At 61.7% G+C, this 21,622-nt stretch carries 19 protein-coding genes; 16 read left to right on the forward strand and 3 right to left on the reverse strand.

Translation table 11 applies throughout. The features are described 5' to 3' along the window. Positions 1-16: 16 nt before the first annotated feature. On the reverse strand, positions 17-805 hold the full coding sequence (locus OA90_RS01675; protein ID WP_208985934.1) for an IclR family transcriptional regulator: 789 nt from the start codon (positions 803-805) through the stop codon (positions 17-19). A gap of 118 nt (positions 806-923) precedes the next feature. Between OA90_RS01675 and OA90_RS01680 the strand changes: the two genes are divergently transcribed. The 9 genes from OA90_RS01680 to OA90_RS01720 all read left to right on the forward strand — a co-directional run bounded on the left by OA90_RS01680 (position 924) and on the right by OA90_RS01720 (position 11,319). After that, positions 924-2,183, forward strand: coding sequence for an ABC transporter substrate-binding protein (locus OA90_RS01680; protein ID WP_068406128.1), 1,260 nt, complete (start codon positions 924-926; stop codon positions 2,181-2,183). Between the two features lie 89 nt (positions 2,184-2,272). Continuing rightward, positions 2,273-3,190 carry a sugar ABC transporter permease gene (locus tag OA90_RS01685; protein ID WP_068406131.1) on the forward strand — a complete coding sequence of 306 codons (918 nt, stop codon included), beginning with the start codon at positions 2,273-2,275 and terminating at the stop codon, positions 3,188-3,190. 1 nt (position 3,191) lies between these two features. Continuing rightward, positions 3,192-4,040 carry a carbohydrate ABC transporter permease gene (locus tag OA90_RS01690; protein ID WP_068406134.1) on the forward strand — a complete coding sequence of 283 codons (849 nt, stop codon included), beginning with the start codon at positions 3,192-3,194 and terminating at the stop codon, positions 4,038-4,040. Positions 4,041-4,088: 48 nt separating this feature from the next. Next, positions 4,089-6,170, forward strand: coding sequence for an alpha-galactosidase (locus OA90_RS01695; RefSeq protein ID WP_208985935.1), 2,082 nt, complete (start codon positions 4,089-4,091; stop codon positions 6,168-6,170). Positions 6,171-6,221: 51 nt separating this feature from the next. Continuing rightward, the gene (locus OA90_RS01700) at positions 6,222-6,986 is read left to right on the forward strand and encodes an SDR family oxidoreductase (RefSeq protein WP_068406137.1); all 765 of its coding nucleotides are present in this window, start codon (positions 6,222-6,224) and stop codon (positions 6,984-6,986) included. Next, the gene (locus OA90_RS01705; protein WP_068406140.1) at positions 6,983-7,918 is read left to right on the forward strand and encodes a 2-dehydro-3-deoxygalactonokinase; all 936 of its coding nucleotides are present in this window, start codon (positions 6,983-6,985) and stop codon (positions 7,916-7,918) included. The genes OA90_RS01700 and OA90_RS01705 overlap by 4 nt, the downstream gene beginning before the upstream one ends. Beyond that, the gene (locus OA90_RS01710) at positions 7,915-8,529 is read left to right on the forward strand and encodes a 2-dehydro-3-deoxy-6-phosphogalactonate aldolase (protein WP_068406143.1); all 615 of its coding nucleotides are present in this window, start codon (positions 7,915-7,917) and stop codon (positions 8,527-8,529) included. The genes OA90_RS01705 and OA90_RS01710 overlap by 4 nt, the downstream gene beginning before the upstream one ends. Positions 8,530-8,533: 4 nt before the next feature. Next, positions 8,534-9,373, forward strand: coding sequence for an SMP-30/gluconolactonase/LRE family protein (locus OA90_RS01715; protein ID WP_208985936.1), 840 nt, complete (start codon positions 8,534-8,536; stop codon positions 9,371-9,373). A 44-nt stretch (positions 9,374-9,417) separates the two neighbouring features. After that, the gene (locus tag OA90_RS01720; protein WP_068406150.1) at positions 9,418-11,319 is read left to right on the forward strand and encodes a beta-galactosidase; all 1,902 of its coding nucleotides are present in this window, start codon (positions 9,418-9,420) and stop codon (positions 11,317-11,319) included. Between the two features lie 51 nt (positions 11,320-11,370). Here the strand turns inward: OA90_RS01720 and OA90_RS01725 are convergent, their stop codons facing one another. Both OA90_RS01725 and iolG read right to left on the reverse strand, forming a co-directional pair. After that, positions 11,371-12,039 carry a DsbA family oxidoreductase gene (locus OA90_RS01725; protein ID WP_068406153.1) on the reverse strand — a complete coding sequence of 223 codons (669 nt, stop codon included), beginning with the start codon at positions 12,037-12,039 and terminating at the stop codon, positions 11,371-11,373. 220 nt (positions 12,040-12,259) lie between these two features. Then, positions 12,260-13,258 carry an inositol 2-dehydrogenase gene (gene iolG / locus OA90_RS01730; RefSeq protein WP_068406157.1) on the reverse strand — a complete coding sequence of 333 codons (999 nt, stop codon included), beginning with the start codon at positions 13,256-13,258 and terminating at the stop codon, positions 12,260-12,262. Between the two features lie 115 nt (positions 13,259-13,373). Here iolG and OA90_RS01735 point away from each other — a divergent pair, with 115 nt between their 5' ends. The 7 genes from OA90_RS01735 (at position 13,374) to iolD (ending at position 21,372) form a co-directional block, all read left to right on the forward strand. Continuing rightward, positions 13,374-14,216, forward strand: coding sequence for a MurR/RpiR family transcriptional regulator (locus OA90_RS01735; protein WP_068406160.1), 843 nt, complete (start codon positions 13,374-13,376; stop codon positions 14,214-14,216). Positions 14,217-14,329: 113 nt separating this feature from the next. After that, positions 14,330-14,491 (forward strand): hypothetical protein, encoded by a 162-nt coding sequence (locus OA90_RS28445; protein WP_156510349.1) that lies wholly within the window; start codon positions 14,330-14,332, stop codon positions 14,489-14,491. Positions 14,492-14,562: 71 nt separating this feature from the next. Further along, on the forward strand, positions 14,563-15,489 hold the full coding sequence (locus tag OA90_RS01740; protein WP_068406162.1) for a sugar ABC transporter substrate-binding protein: 927 nt from the start codon (positions 14,563-14,565) through the stop codon (positions 15,487-15,489). 70 nt (positions 15,490-15,559) lie between these two features. Continuing rightward, a complete protein-coding gene (locus tag OA90_RS01745) occupies positions 15,560-16,666 on the forward strand; it encodes an ABC transporter permease (RefSeq protein ID WP_068406165.1) in 1,107 nt (368 codons plus the stop codon). A 2-nt stretch (positions 16,667-16,668) separates the two neighbouring features. Further along, positions 16,669-17,448, forward strand: coding sequence for an ATP-binding cassette domain-containing protein (locus OA90_RS01750; protein WP_068406168.1), 780 nt, complete (start codon positions 16,669-16,671; stop codon positions 17,446-17,448). Between the two features lie 139 nt (positions 17,449-17,587). Continuing rightward, on the forward strand, positions 17,588-19,534 hold the full coding sequence (gene iolC, locus OA90_RS01755; protein WP_068406170.1) for a 5-dehydro-2-deoxygluconokinase: 1,947 nt from the start codon (positions 17,588-17,590) through the stop codon (positions 19,532-19,534). Next, positions 19,531-21,372 carry a 3D-(3,5/4)-trihydroxycyclohexane-1,2-dione acylhydrolase (decyclizing) gene (iolD, locus tag OA90_RS01760; protein WP_068406173.1) on the forward strand — a complete coding sequence of 614 codons (1,842 nt, stop codon included), beginning with the start codon at positions 19,531-19,533 and terminating at the stop codon, positions 21,370-21,372. Before iolC ends, iolD begins: the two co-directional genes overlap by 4 nt. Positions 21,373-21,622: the final 250 nt, after the last annotated feature.

The following is a 21,622-nucleotide window of genomic DNA, read 5'->3' on the forward strand; positions in this document are numbered from 1 at the left end:
CTCCCTGGGAATTTGTTCAGGCGGGGAACTGCCAGTCTTCGACAGCCTTCGCTATGCTGGACGCGGTTTCGAGAAGCGCCGGGCGCATCTCCATCAGCGCGTCCAGGCTGTTCCGCCGTGTAGTCGTTGTAACGGACAGCGCACCGACCGGCCGGCCGCCGGCCGACAGGATAGGCGCCGCGATGCAGATGATGCCGGGCTCGTGCTCCTCTCGGTCGAAGGCCACCCCGGCCTGGCGGATTTCCCGCAGCTCCGCCTGCAGATCCGCCTCTGTGGTCAGCGTCCCCGGCGTATAGCGATAGAAAGACTGCTTCTGGATGACCTGTTCCAGCGCTGCCGGATCGAGAAAGGCCATCAGGGCCTTGCCGACACCGGTGCAATAGGCAGGCCCGACCTTGCCGGCCTGCGAATACATGTCGATGGGACTACTGGCGTTGCGCTTGTCCACATAGAGCACCTGCCCGCTATCCAGTTGCGCCAGGTGAACGGTTTCACCGGCCAGTTCCGCAAGCGCGTTGACGAACGGCCGCGCGATCGGCGCGATCGAGCTCTGCCGCCAGGCGGCATGCGCCAGCCGCACGAGACGGATGCCCAGTGTGTAGGTCTGGTGCCGGTCGTCATAGGCCAGCATGCCCTGGCTCACCAGGGTCTGGAGCAGGCGATAAAGCGTTGCCTTGGGATGGGTGCTGCCTGACAGAAGCTCGGAAAACCGGACAGGCCGTCCGACATCCGCGACCCTGTCGAGCACTTCCAGCGCCTTTCCGACCGTTCCGTCGCCGCTTCCCGGGACTACCTGCTTGTTCACGAATTCCTCCATCCGTCCGTTTCTTTGCGCCGGACCGGTTGACAACCTAACCCGGTCAAAGCAAAGTATCAATATACAAAACCAAGTTTCAAATAATGGAACCTATAGGGAGGACACCATGCGTTCCATAATGAAGACGTCTGCTGCTGCGATTGCCATTCTGGCAGCGACACTTGGCGGAGCCTCCGCCGACGGTCTGACGGGCAACCTGAAAATCTTCCTCGACACATCAAACCCGGCGCCGCGCGCCACGATGGAAGAAATGATTGCCCAGTTCGGCGAAAAGAACCCGGATCTGACCATCGAAACGACGGTGATCGACCGGGAAGCCTACAAGACCCAGATCCGCAACTTCCTGACCGCCAATGCGCCGGACGTGGCCACCTGGTACGCGGCCAACCGCATGCGCCCCTACGTGGAAGCGGGCCTCTTCGAGGATGTTTCCGACCTGTGGGCGGAACCGGAAATCGGCGACAACCTGGCCTCGACCAAGGGCGCGCTGACCATCGACGGCAAGCAGTGGGGCGTGCCCTACACCTACTATCAGTGGGGCGTCTACTACCGGAAAGACATCTTCGACGAGTTGGGCCTGAGCGAACCGGCCACCTGGGAAGAGGAAAAGGCCAACTGCCAGAAGATCATCGACGCCGGCAAGAAGTGCTACACCATCGGCACCAAGTTCCTCTGGACCGCCGGCGGCTGGTTCGACTACCTGAACATGCGCACCAACGGCTTCGACTTCCACATGGACCTGCTCACGGGCGAGGCCTCCTGGCAGTCCGACGAAGTCCGCAAGACCTTCGCCAACTGGCGTGAGCTTATCGACATGGGCGCCTTCATCGACAACCACCAGACCTACAGCTGGCAGGAAGCCCTGCCGTTCATGGTCAAGGGCGATGCCGCCGCCTACCTGATGGGCAACTTCGCTGTCGCGCCGCTGCGTGACGCGGGCCTCACCGATGACCAGATCGATTTCTACCAGTTTGTCGAAATCACGCCGGGCGTCGAAAAGGCGGAAGACGCGCCGACCGACACGTTCCACATTCCGGCGAACGCCGAGAACAAGGAAAACGCCCGCGAATTCCTGAAGTTCGTGGTGTCGCCGGACGTCCAGACCCAGATCAACGACGGCAAGCATCTCGGCCAGTTGCCGGTGAATGCCAAGTCCTCGGTGGACAACGACAAGTTCCTTGTCGAGGGCTTCGAAATGCTGTCCACGAATTCCCCGGGCGGCGTCGCCCAGTTCTTCGACCGCGACGCACCGGCTGAAATGGCCAAGGTCGCCATGGAAGGCCTGCAGGAATTCATGGTCAAGCCGGACAACCTGGACAAGATCCTGGCCCGCCTGGATCGCGCCCGCGAGCGTATCTACAAATAGGCTCCGCCTGACCCGGAACAGGGCAGGGTGCCACGGCTCCCTGCCCCGCTTTTCGAAGCCTTTGCCCGTTCCTCATGAAGAGCCCCAACATGGCCCAAGCGTCCCTCGCCGCATCGCGGCAGAATTCCTGGTGGCACCGTAACCAGCAGCAACTCACCCCCTGGCTGTTTCTGGCCCCCGGAATCCTGTTTTTCCTGTTTTACGTCATCTTTCCGATCTTCCAGTCCTTCAACCTGTCGCTTTTCGAATGGGACGGACTGGGCGAGGCGGAATATGTCGGGCTCTACAACTATGAAGAACTCTACTGGGACGAGGCCTTCTACACCTCGCTGAAGAACAACGTCATCTGGCTGGTTCTGTATCTGGCCGCCATTCCGGCGGGCCTTTTCATCGCTCTGTTCCTGAACCAGACCGTGACCGGCATCCGGCTCTACAAGTCTCTCTTCTTTTTCCCCTTCGTGATTTCCCAGGTCGTCGTCGGCCTGGTATTCACCTGGTTCTACGATCCGACCTTCGGCCTTCTCAACGTGATGCTGGGCGCGGTCGGTCTGCCGCCGATGAACGTGCTTGGCGACGAGAACTGGGTCACCGTCGGCATCATTGTCGCCGGCCTGTGGCCGCAGACCGCCTATTGCATGATCCTCTATCTCACAGGCCTCAATGCCGTCGATCCCGAGCAGATAGAAGCCGGACGGCTTGACGGCGCAAAGGGCTGGCGCATGCTCTGGTACATCATCGTGCCGCAGCTCCGCCCGGCGACCTTCATCGCCTTCGTGGTCACCATCATCGGCGCGCTGCGCTCCTTCGACCTGATCTCCGTGATGACCAACGGCGGCCCCTTTGGCTCCAGCCGGGTTCTCAGCTTCTACATGTTCGAGGTCGCGCTCTCCGAATACGGCTTCCGCATGGGCTATGGCGCGGCCATCGCCGTGGTGCTGTTCATGATCATGCTGGCCTTCATCGCCTATTTCCTCTGGACGATGTACAAGGAAGAAAGGGCGCGCTGAGATGTTTCCCACTCCGATTGAACGCACCTCGCGCACCTGGCAAATCAGCTATCAGACCCTGCTGCCGCTGGCGCTGATCCTCTGGCTGCTTCCGCTGATTGCCGTTGCGATCTTCTCCGTCAAGCCGGACATCGACTTTGCCAACGCCAACTACTGGGGCTGGCCGACCTCCTTCGAGGGCTTCACCAATTACGCGCTGGTGTTCACCGGCTCGGACATGCCGCAATATCTCATGAACTCGTTCAGGATCACCATTCCGACGGTAATCGGCGCGGTGGCCCTGTCGTGCATGACCGGCTTCGCCCTCGGCGTTTACAAGTTCAAGGCCAATATCTGGATCTTCTTCATGTTCGTGGCCGGCAACTTCGTGCCGTTCCAGATCCTGATGGTGCCAGTCCGCGACCTCACCCTGCAGATGGGTCTCTACAACACCATCACCGGCCTGGTGCTGTTCCACATCGCCTTCCAGACGGGCTTCTGCACGCTGTTCATGCGCAACTTCATTCGCGCCCTGCCTTTCGAACTGATCGAGGCTGCCCGGGTGGAAGGTGTCGCCGAATGGCGGATCTTCTGGTACGTGGTCCTGCCCCTGATGAAACCGGCCATCGCCGCGCTTTCCGTGCTGATCTTCACCTTCATCTGGAACGACTATTTCTGGGCCGTGGTGCTGACCCAGGGCGTCGAGAGCCAGCCGGTCACGGCGGGGATCACCTCCTTCAACGCCCAGTATCGCGCCGCCTATCACCTGATGAGCGCGGGCTCCATCGTCGCCGCCCTGCCGCCGGTGGCCATGTTCTTCCTGATGCAGCGCCACTTCATCGCAGGCCTGACGCTCGGAGCCGTGAAATGACCTGCCCATTTCGCCTAATTGGGACGCAGGGTGCGGGGAGCGAAAGAAATGCGGTTGACTAGGACCTGGCATCTGAGCGACGCCCGCCAGAGCCTGGTTCTCGCAAGCTTCGCTGACCGCCTGCCGGAGGTCGTCTACTGGGGTCCGCCTCTGCCGGAAAGCGAGCACATCGAGACCCTGGCCGAAGCCGCGGCCATGGACGTCACAGGCGGCATGATCGACGCGAACGCACCGGTCAGCCTGAACCCGGAAGCCTCCCGCACCTTCCCCGGCCAGACGGGCCTGATCGCCCGCAACGCCGCCGGGCAGCCGCTCGCGCCGTCCTTCAGCTTCAAGAGCGAGACGGCGTCGGAGCACGGACACACGCTTGTCTTCACCGACAGCAACCTCGGACTCAGCCTGAGTTTCGATCTGACGCTGACACCGGACACCTCACTCCTGAAACTGCAGACCCGGCTCGACAGCACCACCGCGATCCAGGTGGAGTGGCTGGCGGCGCCGGTTCTGCCCGCACCCGCGCATCTGGATGAAATGATCGAGTTTTCCGGCCGCTGGTGCTCCGAATTCCTGACCCGCCGCCTGCCCTTCGCGCCGGGCGCGCGCCTGCGCGACAATCGCACCGGCCGGACGGACCACGCGCATTTTCCCGGATTGATCGTCTGCGGCGCCGAGACCCGCAACACCCGGGGCGAGGCCTATGCCTTCCACTACGGCTGGTCTGGCGGGCACAGGATGGTGGCCGAGGAACTCGCCGACGGGCGGCGGCAGGTCCAGTTCGGCCACGCCTCCGCCAGCATGGCCAGGGGGCAGAGATTTCAGACCGCTCCACTCTATGCCGCCTATTCCCCCGAAGGCCTCAACGGCGCGGCGGTTCTCTTCCAGCGGCACGCCCGCGATCACATCGTCACGGGCGCCCGCACCCCGCGCCCGGTGCACTATAATTGTTGGGAAGCGATCTATTTCGATCACAAGCTCGATGAGCTCAAATCCATCGCCTCCCGGGCGGCCGATCTGGGGGCCGAGCGCTTCGTTCTGGACGACGGCTGGTTCGGCAAGCGCGACGACGACACCTCGTCTCTGGGCGACTGGGTCATCGACCACCGCAAATACCCCGATGGCCTGACCCCGCTTATCGACCATGTCAAGGCGCTCGGCCTGGAGTTCGGCATCTGGTTCGAGCCGGAAATGATCAACGAGAACAGCGATCTCTACCGCACCCACCCCGACTGGGTGCTCGGACCTGCCGAGCAGATCCGCGGCCGTCAGCAGCTTGTGCTCGACATGGCGCGCGAAGATGTCCGTGCTTATCTCCATGACCGGATTGCCGACATCCTCGCGAACAACAATATCGGCTACATCAAGTGGGACCACAACCGGGTCCTTCCCGTTATCGACAGCACCCAGAGCGAAGGTGTTTACGCGCTGCTGGACCGATTGCGTACAGGTTTTCCCCATGTCGAGATCGAGAGCTGCGCGTCGGGGGGCGGGCGGATCGATTTCGGCATTCTGGAGCGCACACAGCGGGTCTGGCTTTCCGACAGCAACGACGCGCTGGAGCGCCAGCGCATCCAGCATGACGCGGCTCTGTTCCTGCCGGCCTCCGTCACCGGCTCCCATGTCGGACCGCGCCACTGCCACACCTCCGGACGGGTGCTCGATATCGGCATCCGTGCCTGGACGGCCGCCCAGCGGCATATGGGTTTCGAGATGGATCCGCGCGAGCTGACGGAGGATGAAGCGGCCACATTGCGTCAGGTGACGGGCTGGTGGAAGGCCAATCGCGACTGGATGATGCAGGCCGATATTCTGCGTCTGGACAGCTCCGATCCCGCCGTGATCGCGGAACAGCAACTTTCGGAAGACGGCGCGCGCTTCGCGGTCTTCGCGGCGCAGATCCGGACCTCGGACCAGATCCTGCCGCATCCGCTTCGCCTCACCGGTTTGAACCCGGAGGCGACATACAGCATAACCTTGACCAATCGGGACGATGCGTCACGCTTGTCACGCGGCGCGCCACTGCTTAAGCAAACAGATCTTGAAGCCAGCGGACAATATCTCATGTCCCACGGCCTGACACTCCCCTGGCGGTTCCCGCAAACGATCTGGGTGCTGGAAGGAAGGCGGCTCTGAGCTGTCTCCAGGCATCCGTTCGAACCGCAAGCATGAACGAAGGAAACGCAAATGTACGCCAAATTTCCGGATCTCAAGGACGCATCGGTCTTCATTACCGGCGGCGGGTCCGGCATCGGCGCATCGCTCACCGACGGTTTCCTCGCCCAGGGCGCTAAGGTCGCTTTTGTCCAGCGGTCGGATGCGTCCGCCTTCTGCGACGAGATGCAGGAAAAACACGGTCAGCGACCCCTCTTTCTGCCTTGCGACATCACCGATATTGCCGCGCTGAAACGCGCCATGACAGAAGCGGCGGAAGCCCAGGGCGCCATCACAGTGCTGGTCAACAACGCCGCCAACGACAAACGCCACAAGACTGAAGAGGTCGACGAGGCTTTCTGGGACTGGTCCCAGGCCATCAACCTGAAATCCTATTTCTTCGCCTGCCAGCAGGTAATCGCCGGTATGCGCGCAGCCGGAGGCGGCTCGATCGTCAACTTCTCCTCGATCTCCTACATGATGGGAGGGGACGGATTCCCATCCTACACGACGGCCAATTCCGGTATCAACGGCATGACCCGCAGCCTGGCGCGGGAATTCGGGCCGGACAACATCCGCGTCAACGCCATGGCGCCGGGCTGGGTGCTGACGCAAAAGCAGAAGGACCTCTGGGTGACACCCGAAGGCCTGGCGGCCCATATCGACCGTCAGTGCCTCAAGGTGGAGCTTGTGCCAGAAGACATGGTCGACCCGGTGCTTTTCCTGGCCTCCTGCGCCAGCAAGGCGATGACAGGCCAGGCCCTGGTGGTCGATGGCGGAGTTGTGGTGACCGGATGACACCCCAGGAAAACCCCGGACCGGTTACGGCGGACTGGATCGCAGTGGATTGGGGAACAACCAATCTGCGTATCTGGGCCATCGACAGTTCCGGAAAGACAATCGCTCACCGCAGCTCGGCAAAGGGCATGGGCACACTCGCCCCGCATGAATTCGAACCCGCGCTTCTGGATCTGACAGAAGACCTTCTGGGCAAAGGCCACAGGACACCGGTCATTGTCTGCGGCATGGCGGGCTCTCGTCAGGGCTGGGCCGAGGCGCCGTACAAGACGACACCGTGCCCGCCGCCCTCCATCGAGGACGCAACGATCGTCGCCACCCAGGACACCCGGCTCGAGGTGCGCATCCTGCCGGGTGTCAAGCAACTCGAGCCCGCCGATGTGATGCGCGGCGAAGAAACACAGATCGCCGGATTTCTTGCCGGAGACCACGATTTCAAGGGGCTGCTGTGCCTGCCGGGAACGCATACGAAGTGGGTGTTTCTGGACAACGGGCAGATAACGTCGTTCAGAACCTTCATGACGGGCGAACTGTTCGCGCTGCTGTCCGGCCAGTCAGTCCTGCGCCACGGTCTCTCGCAGAAAGAGATGGACCTTGATGCCTTCACCAAGGCCGCCGGCGACATCGTGAATGAACCGGCAAAGTTCTCTGCGGAGCTCTTCGGAATCCGGGCTGCGGGCCTGATCGCCGGCTTCGGTCCCGAGCAGGCCCTCGGCCGTCTGTCCGGGCTGCTCATCGGTGCGGAACTGGCGGCGGCGCACGATGACATCGCAGACCTGCCGATCAAGATCCTCGGCAGCGACACCCTGGCAAGAACCTACCGGACCGCTCTGGAGAGCCTCGGCCACAATGCCGAACTGCTGGATGCGGACACCACTACGCTGCAAGGCCTCACCCTCGCCCATTCTTCCTGTTCAAAGGTATCCTCATGAGCCGCAACCTTATTGCGATCTTGCGCGGGCTGACCCCGGACGAAGCTCTGCCCGTTACCGAATGCCTGATCGAAGCCGGCATCACCCGGATAGAAATCCCGCTCAACTCCCCGGACCCGTTTAAAAGCATCGCCGCCATGGCCGCAGCGTTTTCCGGCGCGGCGGAAATCGGTGCGGGAACCGTGCTTGAGCCCGCCCAGGTCCGGGACGTCAGGTCCGCCGGGGGAACATTGATCGTGTCGCCGGATTGCAATCCGCAGGTGATCATGGCGACCAAATCGGAAGGCATGTCTTCCTTTCCCGGCGTCATGACCCCGAGCGAGTGTTTCTCCGCCCTGCGCAGTGGAGCGGACGGCCTGAAATTCTTCCCCGCATCGCTCATCGGTCCGGACGGCCTGAAAGCCATGCTCGCGATCCTGCCGAAAGGAACCGCGACCTATGCGGTCGGTGGTGCGGGTCCCGATAATTTCGGCGACTGGTTCAAGGTGGGAGCCACCGGTTTCGGTATCGGCACCGCGCTTTTCAAGCCCGGCTTCACGGTTGCCGAGATAGGCGAGCGCGCAAAGAAGATCGTTGCCGCCTATGACACGGCGGTATCGGCCTGTGAATGAGCCGGTGAGCGAGATTTTCGATGAACGCCGGTGCGAACTGGGCGAAGGCCCGCTCTGGCATCCGGGGCGCCGGCAACTGTTCTGGTTCGATATTCTCAACAAACGTCTGATGAGCAATGAGAACGGCGCTGCGAAATCCTGGCAGTTCGACGAATATGTCTCCGCCGCCGGCTGGGTCAGCGATACGGAATTGCTTGTCGCCAGCGCCAGCATGCTGTTCCTGTTCGATCTGGACACCGCCGCTTCGCGCAAGCTCACAGACCTGGAGGCCGACAATCCGGTGACCCGGTCCAATGACGGCCGCGCCGACCCGAAGGGCGGATTCTGGATCGGCACTATGGGCTTGGACGCGGAACCGGGCGCCGGGTCGATCTACCGCTACTACAAGGGCGAACTGCGCAAGCTGTTCGGCGGCATAACCATCACCAACGCCATCAGCTTCTCCCCCGATGGCACGACCGCCTATTTTGCCGATACGGAGAGCCAGTTGCTTCAGCGGACGGCCCTGGACGAGGAGGGCTGGCCAACTGGTGAACCGATGCTGTTCAGGGATTTTTCCGAAGAAGGCTTTTTTCCCGATGGCGCTGTTGTCGACAGCGAAGGCTTTTTGTGGAATGCCCAATGGGGCGCGGGCCGCGTTGCCCGCTACGCGCCGGATGGCCGTTTTGCCGGGGAAGTCTCCCTTCCTGCAGGCCAGACCACCTGCCCGGCCTTCGGCGGGCCGGACCTGCAGACGCTGTTCGTGACCTCGGCAGCGATTGGCCTGTCAGGCGAAGCTGACGGCAAGACCTGGTCCAGCTCGACTGGCGTTCGCGGCCAGGCCGAATACCGCGTAATTCTCTAGAGCTTCCCGCGTTGAAATTTCCGCGGATCGATCAAGGTGATCAAATGAAACGTACTCTGGGCACCTGTTATTATCCCGAACATTGGCCGGAAGAAATCTGGGAGGCCGATGCGCGCCGCATGGCGGAAACCGGCTTGACCTGGGTCCGCATCGGCGAGTTCGCCTGGTCGCGCATTGAACCCTCCGAAGGCAAACTGGAGTTCGACTGGCTCGACCGGGCCATTGAAACGCTTGGCCAGGCGGGACTGAAGGTCGTGCTCGGCACGCCAACGGCCACACCGCCCCGCTGGGTGGTTGAAAAGCATCCGGACATGATCGCCATAGACGCCGAGGGCAAGCCGCGCGGCTTCGGTTCGCGCCGCCACTACTGCTTTTCCCATGAGGGCTTCGGGCGTGAAAGCGACCGCATCGTCGGGCAGATCGCCGGGCGCTACGGCAGAAACCCTTATGTCGCCGCCTGGCAGACCGACAATGAATATGGCTGCCACGACACAGTGCATTCCTATTCGGATGCCGCGCTGAAAGCCTTCCGCCTCTGGCTCCTGGCCCGTTACGGCAGCATCGAGGCCTTGAACCGGGCGTGGGGCAACATCTTCTGGTCCATGGAATATACCTCTTTCAACGAGATCGGATTGCCGAACCTGACCGTTACGGAACCCAACCCGTCGCACACGCTGGCTTTCCGGCGGTTTTCATCCGACCAGGTCGTCAGCTTCAACAGGCGGCAGGTCGAGATCATTCGCAAGTTCTCCGACGCACCAATCAGCCACAACTACATGGGCCGGATCACCGATTTCGACCACTTCAAGGTTGGCGACGACCTGGAGATCGCGACCTGGGACAGCTATCCGCTCGGCTTCCTGGAAGATCGCGTCGGTGCCGGCGACGCCCATCAGCGGGCTTTCGCCCGGCAAGGCGATCCGGACTTCCAGGCGTTTCACCATGATCTTTACCGGGCGGTCGGCAAGGGACGCTGGTGGGTGATGGAACAACAGCCCGGCCCGGTGAACTGGGCTCCACACAATCCCGCACCACTGCCGGGCATGATGCGGCTATGGGCCTGGGAAGCTTATGCACATGGCGCCGAGGCGGTCTGTTATTTCCGCTGGCGGCAGGCCCCCTTCGCGCAGGAACAGATGCACGCGGGCATGCTGCGCCCGGACAACGCCGATGCCCCGGCCTTGCTGGAGGCCCGTCAGGTCGCCGACGAATTGCGGCAAGCCCCGGATGTCTCCGCGCCCCGCGCCCGGGTAGCGCTTGTTTTCGATTACGACGCGGATTTCGCCTGGACCACCCAGCCCCACGGCGCCGGCCTCAGCTATTTCCAGCTGATTTTCGACACCTACAAGGCCCTGCGCAAGCTCGGACTGTCCGTCGACATCCTGCGCGGCGAGACACGCGACTTTCCCGGTTACAAGATCATCGCGGCACCCGGTCTGATCTACATGCCCCAGGATCTGAAGAAGGTTCTGGCGGAAGCGGATGCGGAAGTTGTTCTGGGGCCGCGCACGGCGGCCCGCAATGCGGACATGGTGATCCCGGTGCCCCTTCCCCCGGACATGCCGGGACTGGACGTCACTGTCTCCCGCGTCGAAACCATGCGGCCCGACATGCCGATACCGCTGAAGGGCGGCGGCTGTTTTTCCGGCTACCGGGAAGAGCTTGAAGGTGCCGCGGAGACCGTTTTCGAACAGGAAGACGGTCAACCCGCCGTCATGCGCACCGGACGCCTGACCTATGTCGGCGGGTGGCCCGATGAAGTTGCCCTGAAGCGCCTCTATACGGAACTCTGCCGGGAGGTCGGCATCGAGACGCTGAACCTTGAAGGCGGCGTGCGCTGCCGGGACACGGACGGCATACGCGTCTGGACCAACTACTGTGCTGAACCCGCGGACACGCCTGCTGGCCGCATAGAGGCGGCCGGAGTGTTGCTGGAGAAGATCTGAGCGCGGAAACGGCCTCATGCTGAGGACAAGACCGGCTCATTACCCCTTGCCTCAGGCTGCCTCGTTGTCCACGAGTTGCTTGATGATCGCGGCGTAGTTTTCAGCCCCTTGCGCCCCCGAGATCATGTGGCGGCGTTCGAAGATGACGGCGGGCACGCCCTCTATGCCGTTCTGTCTCCAGAAACTCTCCTCCTCGCGCACCACGTCGGCAAATCGGCCGTCCTGAAGAACCCGGACGGCCTCCTGCCGGTCAAGGCCGACAGACGCCGCGATGTCCGCCAGGGTGTCCGTGTCGCTGACATCCTTGCCGTCTTTGAAATAGGCTTCGAACAGCGCCATCTTCAACGGGTGTTCCTTGCCTTCCGGTCCGGCCCAGTGAAGCAACTGGTGGGCCTTGAAGGTGTTCACCATCTGCATGCCGTCGGTGAAGCGGAAATCGAATCCAAGGCCGGCGCCAAGCTGCGTCAGCCGCTCGCGCGTGTCCTGGGATTGCTCCGCGCTCACGCCGTATTTGCGCATGATATGCGCGCGCAGGTTCTCTCCCTCTTGCGGCATATCGGGATTGAGCTCGAAGGGATGCCACTTGATCGCCGCAGACACGCCGGTCACTTCGATGGCCTGTTCCAGCTGCTTGAAGCCGACAATGCACCAGGGACAGACAACGTCCGAAACGATGTCGATCTGGAGAAGATTCTCAAGGTTGTCCACGTCTGTTGTCATGTCGTGTTCCTTCCGCAAGTCCTGCCGGCGCCGGGTGGCTGTTCGCCGTTCTTCGGGTCGGTCTCACTCTGTTCTTATCTGGAGCAGATATGGGGAGCAATGCGCAGCACGGAAAGATTGTGACTATCTCGGGAATACTCTTTTCTGCGCGGTGGCCGCCTCCGCGATGGCATGAATGGCCGCTTCGAAATGCAGCGTTTCGATGACAAGACGCCCCGCCTCAGATCTCGTCCATACCGACGGCGCGGCGTTCGGCGATCGACTTGAGGGCGGCTTCCGCCAGAGCCAGCGCCTTCAGGCCGTCAGTCCCGCTCGGAGACGGCTGTTTGCCGCTGACGATGGTGTCGACAAAGACGGCGATTTCCGCCGCATAGGCTTCCAGATAGCGGGTCATGAAGAAATCATGTAGCGGAGCACGGGTATAGCCGTCCCGCGTTGCCAGTTCGACCGACACCGGCCGCAGGTTTTCCGCGGAGACCGCCCCCAGGGAACCATGCACCTCGATACGCTGGTCGTATCCATAGGTCGCGCGGCGCGAATTGGAAATGGAACACTGCTTGCCCGAGCCGGTGGTCAGCACCACCATGGCGCTGTCATAGTCTCCAAGTTTGCCGATTTCCGGATCGATCAGAACCGAGCCGGTTGCATAGACGGTCGTGACCTCTTCCCCCAGCAGAAACCGCGCCATGTCGAAATCATGGATGGTCATGTCCCTGAAAATCCCGCCGGAAGTCTGGATATAGGATGGCGGCGGCGCGCCCGGGTCGCGCGATGTGATCTGCACCATCTCGACATCGCCGATCCGGCCGGCGTCGATGGCATCACGCACCGCCTTGAAATGTGGATCGAAGCGCCGGTTGAATCCGATCATCAATGTCGCGCCAAGGTCCTCGACCGTCTTCAGGCAGGACTTCACCCGGTCAAGCGACAGGTCGATGGGCTTTTCGCAGAACACCGCCTTGCCGGCACGGGCGAACTGTTCGATCAGATCCGCATGTGTCGTGGTCGGCGTGCAGATCACCACCGCTTCGACATCCTCCGATGCCGCGATCTCGTCGATCGTCCGTACACTGGCGCCATACTCGGTGGCAAGACTTTCAGCAGCCTCCGGAAAAGCATCCGCAACCGCGACGACCGTAGCCCCCTCCGCGGCGGAAACCGCCTTGGCGTGCACCTTGCCGATACGTCCGGCGCCTAGCAGCGCAACCTTGATAGCCATGTCTTCCTCCCGAGGCGTGAAGCAGCGCATCGACATGATCGCAGCTTGCCAATCTAGAATAAAAATTCCAAAATCACTTTAATCGGAATGTGTCAAGCTGGAAAAGAAGAAACAGATGCCAGATACAGAATCGGCCCCCTGCCCCCAGACCTCGCCACCTGAAACCATTGATGCCTTTTTCGAGCGTCTGGGCAGCACGGCGGAGCAGCTCCCCAAACGGCTTAAACAATTCGCCGACTTTATCGCGGCCAACCCGGACCGCGTCCCCGTTTCGACAGTGGCCGAGCTTGCGGAAGGAGCCGATGTGCAACCCTCTGCGGTGATGCGGTTCTGCCAGGAGATGGGGTTCTCCGGCTATTCCCAGATGCAGAAACTGTTCCGGTCCGATTATTCCCAGAAATGGCCCGATTATACCACCCGTCTGGCGAAACTTCGTGAACACGGTACGGAAACCCCTTCGGCGCTGCTTGCTGAATTTGTCGAAGTTGGCCGCTCTTCCCTGGAAAACCTGCTGACAACCGTGGATCCGGTTGCCTTGCAACAGGCGGTCGATGTTCTAGCCCGGGCCGAAACCATTCACATGATCGGCTTCCGGCGCGCCTTTCCCGTCACCTCCTATCTTGCCTATGCCTTTGAGAAAATGAACGTGCCGGCGGTTCTCCATTCCGGCATCGCCAACATCAACATGGAGCATCTGATCCGGCCCAACGACGCGGTGATCGCGGTGACCTTCGCACCCTATTCGCAGATCACAATAGACATGGCCACTCAGGCCCGCAGCAACGGGGCGGACATTGTAGCGATCACCGACGTTGTCACGAGCCCTCTGGCGCGGCTGAAAGCCATTCAGCTTCTGGTCTCGGAACTGGATGTCGGCGCCTTCAGAGCCCTGTCGGCAACCCTGTCGCTTGCCATCGCCCTGGCCGTGTCCGTGGGTGCGCAGCGCAACCGAATTTGATATTTTTGACAAAAATGTATTGCATCATAAAAGAAATAGAATTTATATTCTAAAAAATATGCCGGTGGCGCTGTGCATGCGCCCTCGCAAAAAAGATCGTATCGGGAGGACTGATGGCATTGAGCAATGCTGTCGCGCGACACGGCGCCGACAGCCTGGAGACGCGCGCTCCCGGCCCCAATCCGTTCACACCTGACAAAGGCACCGGCCTTGAGGACATCGTGGAAACGCAACCCGCGGCTTCCATGATCGAACTCGGGAGACCGGGAGCATGAAATTCGGCTGAAAGCCGAAGTCCGGAGCCGTAATCATGCGGTGATTTTCTTCACATTCGGGAGGAGTAAGTATGAAAAACTTCATCAAGGGCGCACTGGTCGCAGGTGCTGTCGCAATGGCAATGCCAGCCATGGCTGCCGACATTATCGTCGTATCCCACGGCCAGGCCAATGACGCGTTCTGGTCAGTCGTCAAGAACGGCGTCGACAAGGCCGCGAAAGACACCGGTGCGAACGTCAGCTATCGCTCGCCGGAAACCTTCGACATGGTTGCCATGAGCCAGCTCATCGATGCCGCGGTCAATCAGGAGCCGGCAGGTCTCGTCGTATCCATTCCGGATGCCGACGCCCTCAGCCCTTCCATCGAGCGCGCCGTGGCGGCCGGAATTCCGGTCATTTCCATGAACTCCGGTTCGGATGTCGCCGCCAAGCTCGGCGCCCTGCTGCACGTCGGTCAGGACGAATTCACCGCCGGCAAGGCCGCCGGCACCAAGCTTGCCGAAATGGGTGGTTCCAACGGTATCTGCGTCAACCAGGAAGTCGGCAACGTCTCGCTTGACCTGCGCTGCGCCGGGTTTGCCGAAGGCTTCGGCGGAACGGTAGAAGTGCTGCCGACCTCCAACGACCCGGCCGAAGTGCAAGCCAAGGTGCGTGCCGCGCTGGATTCCAACCCGGACATCGACACCGTCATGGGCCTCGGCGCCTCAACGGTGGGTGAGCCTGCGATCGCCGCCGTCGAAGCCCTCGGCCGCACGGGCGAGATCAATATCGCGACATTCGACCTGTCCGCCAACTTCCTGAAGGCCGTTGCCGACGGAAAAGCCGCTTTCGCAATCGACCAGCAGCAGTTCCTGCAAGGTTATCTCCCGGTCGCGTTCCTGGCGCTGAACGCAGAATACGGCCTGATCCCGGGCGGCGATGTTCCCTCCGGCCCCAACCTGATCACCAAGGACAAGGCTTCCCAGGTCATCGACCTGTCCTCGAAGGGCATCCGCTAACACGTAAAAAAAGGGCGGCGGCCTCAAGGCCGCCGTCTCTTGAACCGTGACCATATAAAGGGAGGGAACATTGAGCGAAGTAACCACACCCGTCGGTGATGAACGCCTGAAGGCAGAGTCCTTTGGCGCGAAACTCATGAAACGCCCCGAACTCGGCGCAATTGCCGGTGTCATTCTGGTCGTGCTGTTTTTTCTTGCCACCGCAGACAGCAGCATGTTCACGCTCTCCGGCGTGATGAACTTCATGACCCCCGCAGCTCAACTTGGCATTCTGGCAATCGGCGCAGCCATGCTCATGATCGGCGGTGAGTTCGATCTTTCCATCGGCTCCATGGTCGCCTTTGCCGGCCTGTTCTTCGCCGCTTGCGTCGTCAACTGGGGCCTGCCCCTCGTTCTGGCAATCCCCCTCACGTTCGTCTTTGCCGCCATGGTTGGTGGCGTCAACGGCACCATCGTGATCCGTTCGGGACTGCCCTCCTTCATCGTCACGCTGGCTTTCCTTTTCATCCTGCGCGGCCTCTCTCTCGTCGGCCTCAAACTGGCTACCGGCGGGTCCACCCAGCTTCGCGGTGTCCGTGAAGCCGTGGAAGGCGACTGGCTTGCTCCCTTCTTTTCCGGCGAGGCCTTCGGCGGCCTGTTCGCCTGGCTCGCAGATGCCGGGTTGATCGAAACCTTCAAGAACGGAACCCCGAAAGTTCCCGGCATTCCCGTCGAGATCATCTGGTTCGTCATCGTCGCGTTGCTGGCGACCTACGTTCTGCTCCGCACCCCCGTCGGCAACTGGATCTTCGCGTCCGGCGGTGACAGGGTTGCGGCCTCCAATTCCGGCGTGCCGGTCAACAAGGTCAAGGTCTCGCTGTTCATGCTGACCGCCTGCTGCGCTGCCATGGTTGCCATCATCACCGTGATGGATGCCGGATCCACCGATGCGCGGCGCGGTTTCCAGAAGGAATTCGAAGCCATCATCGCCGCCGTGATCGGGGGCTGTCTCCTTACCGGCGGATACGGATCGGCCATCGGTGCGTTTTTCGGATCCATCATCTTCGGCATGGTTGTCATCGGTCTGACCTACACCAACTTCGACCAGGACTGGTTCCAGGTCTTCCTTGGCGGCATGCTGCTGATCGCCGTCCTCTTCAACAACGCCATTCGCAAGCGTGTTACGGGAGAACGCTGATCATGTCAGAACCAATCATCCATATGGATCAGATCGAAAAGCACTTCGGCAACATCATTGCCCTGGCCGGTGTCAGTTTCGATGTCTTTCCCGGAGAATGCCATTGCCTTCTGGGCGACAATGGAGCGGGCAAATCCACTTTCATCAAGACCATGTCCGGTGTCCACAAACCGACAAGCGGCCAGATCTTTCTCGAAGGAAAACCGATGTCCTTCGACAGCCCCCGCGATGCGATGGAGGCAGGTGTCGCCACGGTCTATCAGGATCTGGCGATGATCCCTCTCATGTCGGTCACCCGGAACTTCTTCATGGGCCGGGAACCGACGAAGGGTTGGGGGATCTTCAAGCGCTTCGACACCACCCGGGCAAACGAGATCACTATGACGGAAATGGCCGGCATGGGCATTCGCCTGCGCTCGCCTGACCAGGCTGTCGGGACGCTTTCCGGCGGCGAGCGTCAGACGGTGGCGATTTCCCGCGCCGTCCATTTCGGCGCCAAGGTGCTGATCCTCGACGAACCCACCTCTGCGCTCGGTGTCCGCCAGACGTCCAACGTCCTGGCAACCATCGACAAGGTGCGCAAGAACGGGATCGGCATTGTCTTCATCACCCACAACGTTCGCCATGCGATGGCCGTCGGAGACCGGTTCACCGTGTTGAACCGGGGCAAGACCCATGGCACGGCAAAGCGGGGAGAAATCAAGGCCGAGGAGTTGCAGGACCTGATGGCGGGCGGTCAGGAACTGGCCCAGTTGGAGGGTTCCCTGGGCGGTACGATCTGATCCGGATTTCCGGCTGATCGGTTTTATAATGCTGGAACATCTTGTCTGCGTGCGCCCAATCACCGACAAGATGTTCCAGGTCACGGACCGGTATCATCCTCTTTTGTGGATCAGGAACCTGAACTGACGGGACGAGCATGTGAAGAAACTTGATGTCATCACCATTGGCCGGTCTTCGGTCGATCTCTACGGAGCACAGATCGGCGGACGGCTGGAGGACATGGCGTCCTTCAACAAATATGTCGGTGGCTCACCCACCAACATGGCGACCGGCACGGCACGGCTCGGCCTCAAATCCGGCCTGATCACCCGTGTCGGCGATGAGCACATGGGCCGTTACATCCGCGAGGAGCTGGAACGGCACGGCGTCGATACCAGCGGTGTCATCACCGACAAGGAGCGACTGACCGCCCTGGTCCTGCTCGGCATCCGCGACCAGGAACAGTTCCCGCTGATTTTTTACCGCGAGAATTGCGCCGACATGGCCCTGTGCGAGGACGATATCGATCCGGCCTTCATCGCCTCGGCCAAGGCTGTGGTTGCGACCGGCACGCATCTGAGCCACCCGCAGACTGAAGCCGCCGTCCTGAAAGCGCTGACGCTTGCCCGCGAAAGCGGCGCACAAACCGCGCTCGATATCGACTACCGGCCAAACCTGTGGGGGCTTGCCGGCCATGGCGACGGTGAAAGCCGCTTCATAGCTTCTCAAAAGGTGACCGCGAAGCTGCTGGCTACATTGCATCTCTTCGACCTCATCGTCGGCACGGAAGAGGAGTTCCACATCGCCGGCGGCACGACGGATACGATCCGGGCGCTGAAAAACGTCCGCAAGGTTTCCGCCGCGACCCTTGTGTGCAAACGCGGTCCCATGGGTGCTTCAGCCTTTACGGGCGACATCCCGGACAGTCTGGACGACGGTATTTCCGGTCCCGGCTTCCCGATTGAGGTCTTCAACGTGCTCGGCGCCGGCGACGGCTTCATGTCCGGCCTGCTGAAAGGCTGGATCACCGGCGAGGACTGGGTGACTGCCCTGACCTACGCCAACGCCTGCGGCGCCTTCGCGGTGTCGCGTCACGGCTGCACGCCCGCCTATCCGAGCTGGGAGGAGCTGCAGTTCTTCCTCAAGCGCGGCGTGAAGGACAAGGCGCTGCGCAAGGACCCGGAGCTGGAACAGATTCACTGGTCCACCAACCGGCATCGGACCCATGGCGGCGACTGGTCGACGATGCGGGTGTTCGCCTTCGATCACCGTATTCAGCTCGAGCAGATGGCCGACGAGGCCGGCGTCACTCATGAGCATATCGGCGCCTTCAAGAACCTGTGCCTCGACGCGGCGCTCACAGTCGCGGACGGTCAACCCGGCTACGGCATTCTTTGCGACAGCCGTCTCGGCCGCGAGGCTCTGTATCAGGCCGCCGGAACCGGCCTCTGGATCGGACATCCCGTGGAGTGGCCGTCCTCCCGCCCGCTCACGCTGGAGCCGGAAATCGGTCCGGATTTCGGCGGCCTGGCCGAATGGCCCGCGGAACATGTGGTCAAGGTCTTGTGTTTCTACCATCCGGACGACACAGATGCGATGAAAGCTGAGCAGGAGGATGTTCTCCAACGGCTGTTCGCCGCCTGCCGCCGCAACCGGCTGGAATTGCTGCTGGAAGTTATCCCTTCCAAGGTCGGTGCCATAGACAACGACACCACGGCGGACATTATCCGTCGGATCTACGAGATTGGCATCTATCCCGACTGGTGGAAGCTGGAACCGCTGACTTCGAGAGAAGCCTGGGCAAAAGCTTGCGGAGCCATTATCGAGAATGATCCGCATACACGTGGCGTGGTCGTGCTCGGTCTGGATGCCCCGGAAGACCAACTGGCCGCGAGCCTGGCCGAAGCCGCGCAATTCCCTCTGGTCAAGGGGTTCGCGGTCGGCCGCACGATCTTCGCCGATGCCGCTCGCGGCTGGCTCGCCGGTCGCATGTCGAATGAAGCCGCCGTCGCCGACATGTCCAACCGCTTCGAACGCCTGTGCCGCATCTGGGACGATGCCCGCGCGCAGGCGCGCCTCAACTCCGCTCAAGGACAGCAGCAATGAGCCACATCCGTCTGACGGCCGCTCAGGCCATGGTCCGCTTTCTCGCCGCGCAATTGACCGAGGATGGAAATCGCTTCATCGACGGTGTCTGGGCGATTTTCGGCCACGGCAATGTCGCCGGCATGGGCGAAGCCCTGGAACAGGCCGGCAATGCCCTGCCGACATGGCGCGGCCAGAACGAACAGACAATGGCCCATACGGCAATCGCCTTCGCCAAGGCCAGCAAACGCACCCGCGCCATGGCGGTCACATCCTCCATCGGGCCGGGAGCGACCAACATGGTCACTGCTGCGGCACTTGCCCATGTGAACCGCCTGCCGGTGCTTCTCATCCCCGGCGATGTTTTCGCCAACCGCGCACCTGACCCTGTGCTCCAGCAGGTCGAGGATTTCGCGGACGGCACCGTTTCCGCCAATGACTGCTTCCGCCCGGTCTCGCGCTACTTCGACAGGATCAGCCGGCCGGAACATCTGTTGACCGCCCTGCCACGGGCTTTTCAGGTCATGACCGACCCGGCGAACTGCGGACCCGTCACCCTGGCTTTCTGTCAGGACACCCAGACCGAAGCCTATGATTATCCCGAAAGCTTTTTCGAGCCGAAGGTCTGGCGGATCCGCCGCCCGGAACCCGACAGCCGTGACATTGCAGACGTCGCCGGCCTGATCAGAACCGCGAAGACCCCGGTGGTCGTCTGCGGTGGCGGTGTCATCTATTCACAGGCGGAAGACACGCTCGCGGAATTTGCCACCCGGCACGGCATTCCGGTGATCGAGACTCAGGCCGGCAAGTCGGCTCTGGCACAGTCCCATCCGATGAATTTCGGTGCCGCTGGCGTGGACGGCGCCGAGAGCGCGAACAGGCTTGCCGAAACAGCCGATCTGGTGATCGGTGTCGGCACGCGCTTTCAGGATTTCACCACCGGGTCCTGGTCCCTGTTCAGACAGCCCGGCCGCAAGCTCGTTTCCATCAACGTACAGAGCTATGACGCCCTGAAACACGGCGCAACAGGCATTGTGGGTGACGCGAAGGTTTCTCTTGAGAGGATTTCAGCGGAACTCGGCGATCACAGCACAGCCGCTTTCGACCCAGGTTCCCGGCGCGACTGGCTCGCCAGGGTGGATGCCCATTGCAAGGCGCGAACCAATGTGCCGGAAGACTATCTGCCGCTCGATGCGGAGGTCATCGGCGCCGTCCAGCGCACCGCCACCGACAAAACCGTCGCCATGTGTGCCGCCGGCACGATGCCGGGCGCCCTGAAGCTTCTGTGGCAATCGCCACAGGGCGGCTATCACATGGAATACGGCTACTCCTGCATGGGCTACGAAATCGCCGGTGCGATGGGTGTCAGGCTTGCCTGCCCGGAGCGCGATATCGTCTGCTTCGTCGGCGACGGCTCCTACATGATGGCCAATTCCGAACTTGCCACCGCGGTGATGCGTCAGGTTCCGTTCACGGTGGTTCTGACCGACAACCGCGGTTATGGTTGCATCAACCGGCTGCAGATGGGCACCGGCGGAGAGCAGTTCAACAATCTCTACAAGGACTGCAACGTCGAGGCCCAGCCGGATATCGACTTCGTGGCCCATGCGGCCGCCATGGGAGCTCATGCGGTCAAGGCGAAGGATATTGCCGACCTCGAAACGCAAATCCTCGCGGCCCGCGGCAGGCCCCTCCCGACGGTCATCGTCATTGACACCGACCCGATGCACGGACCGGGAGAAAATGGCGGCGGTGCCTGGTGGGACGTCGCGGTGCCGGAAATCTCCTCCCGCGCCGAGGTCAACAAGGCGCGCGCAGGCTATGTCGACGCACTGAAACACCAGAACCTCGTGGACTGAGGGGAAAGGGCGACACGAAGACCGGACACCGTCCCATCCAGACGTCATCCCATGACCTGATCATGGGAGCCATGCCGATCGCTCCCACCGTGAGACCATCCCTTGGCCTGGTCATGGCATGGATTGCCGGGTCAGACCCGGCAATGACGGAGAACGGATGGACCTTAAAACCACCAGATCAGCACCTGCCATCTCCCACCCTTATCCCGGCGAGGACCGACTGGTCCGGTTCGAGGGGCGAGGTTTGCGA

Source organism: Labrenzia sp. OB1 (assembly GCF_001624695.1).
Classification (GTDB): domain Bacteria; phylum Pseudomonadota; class Alphaproteobacteria; order Rhizobiales; family Stappiaceae; genus Roseibium.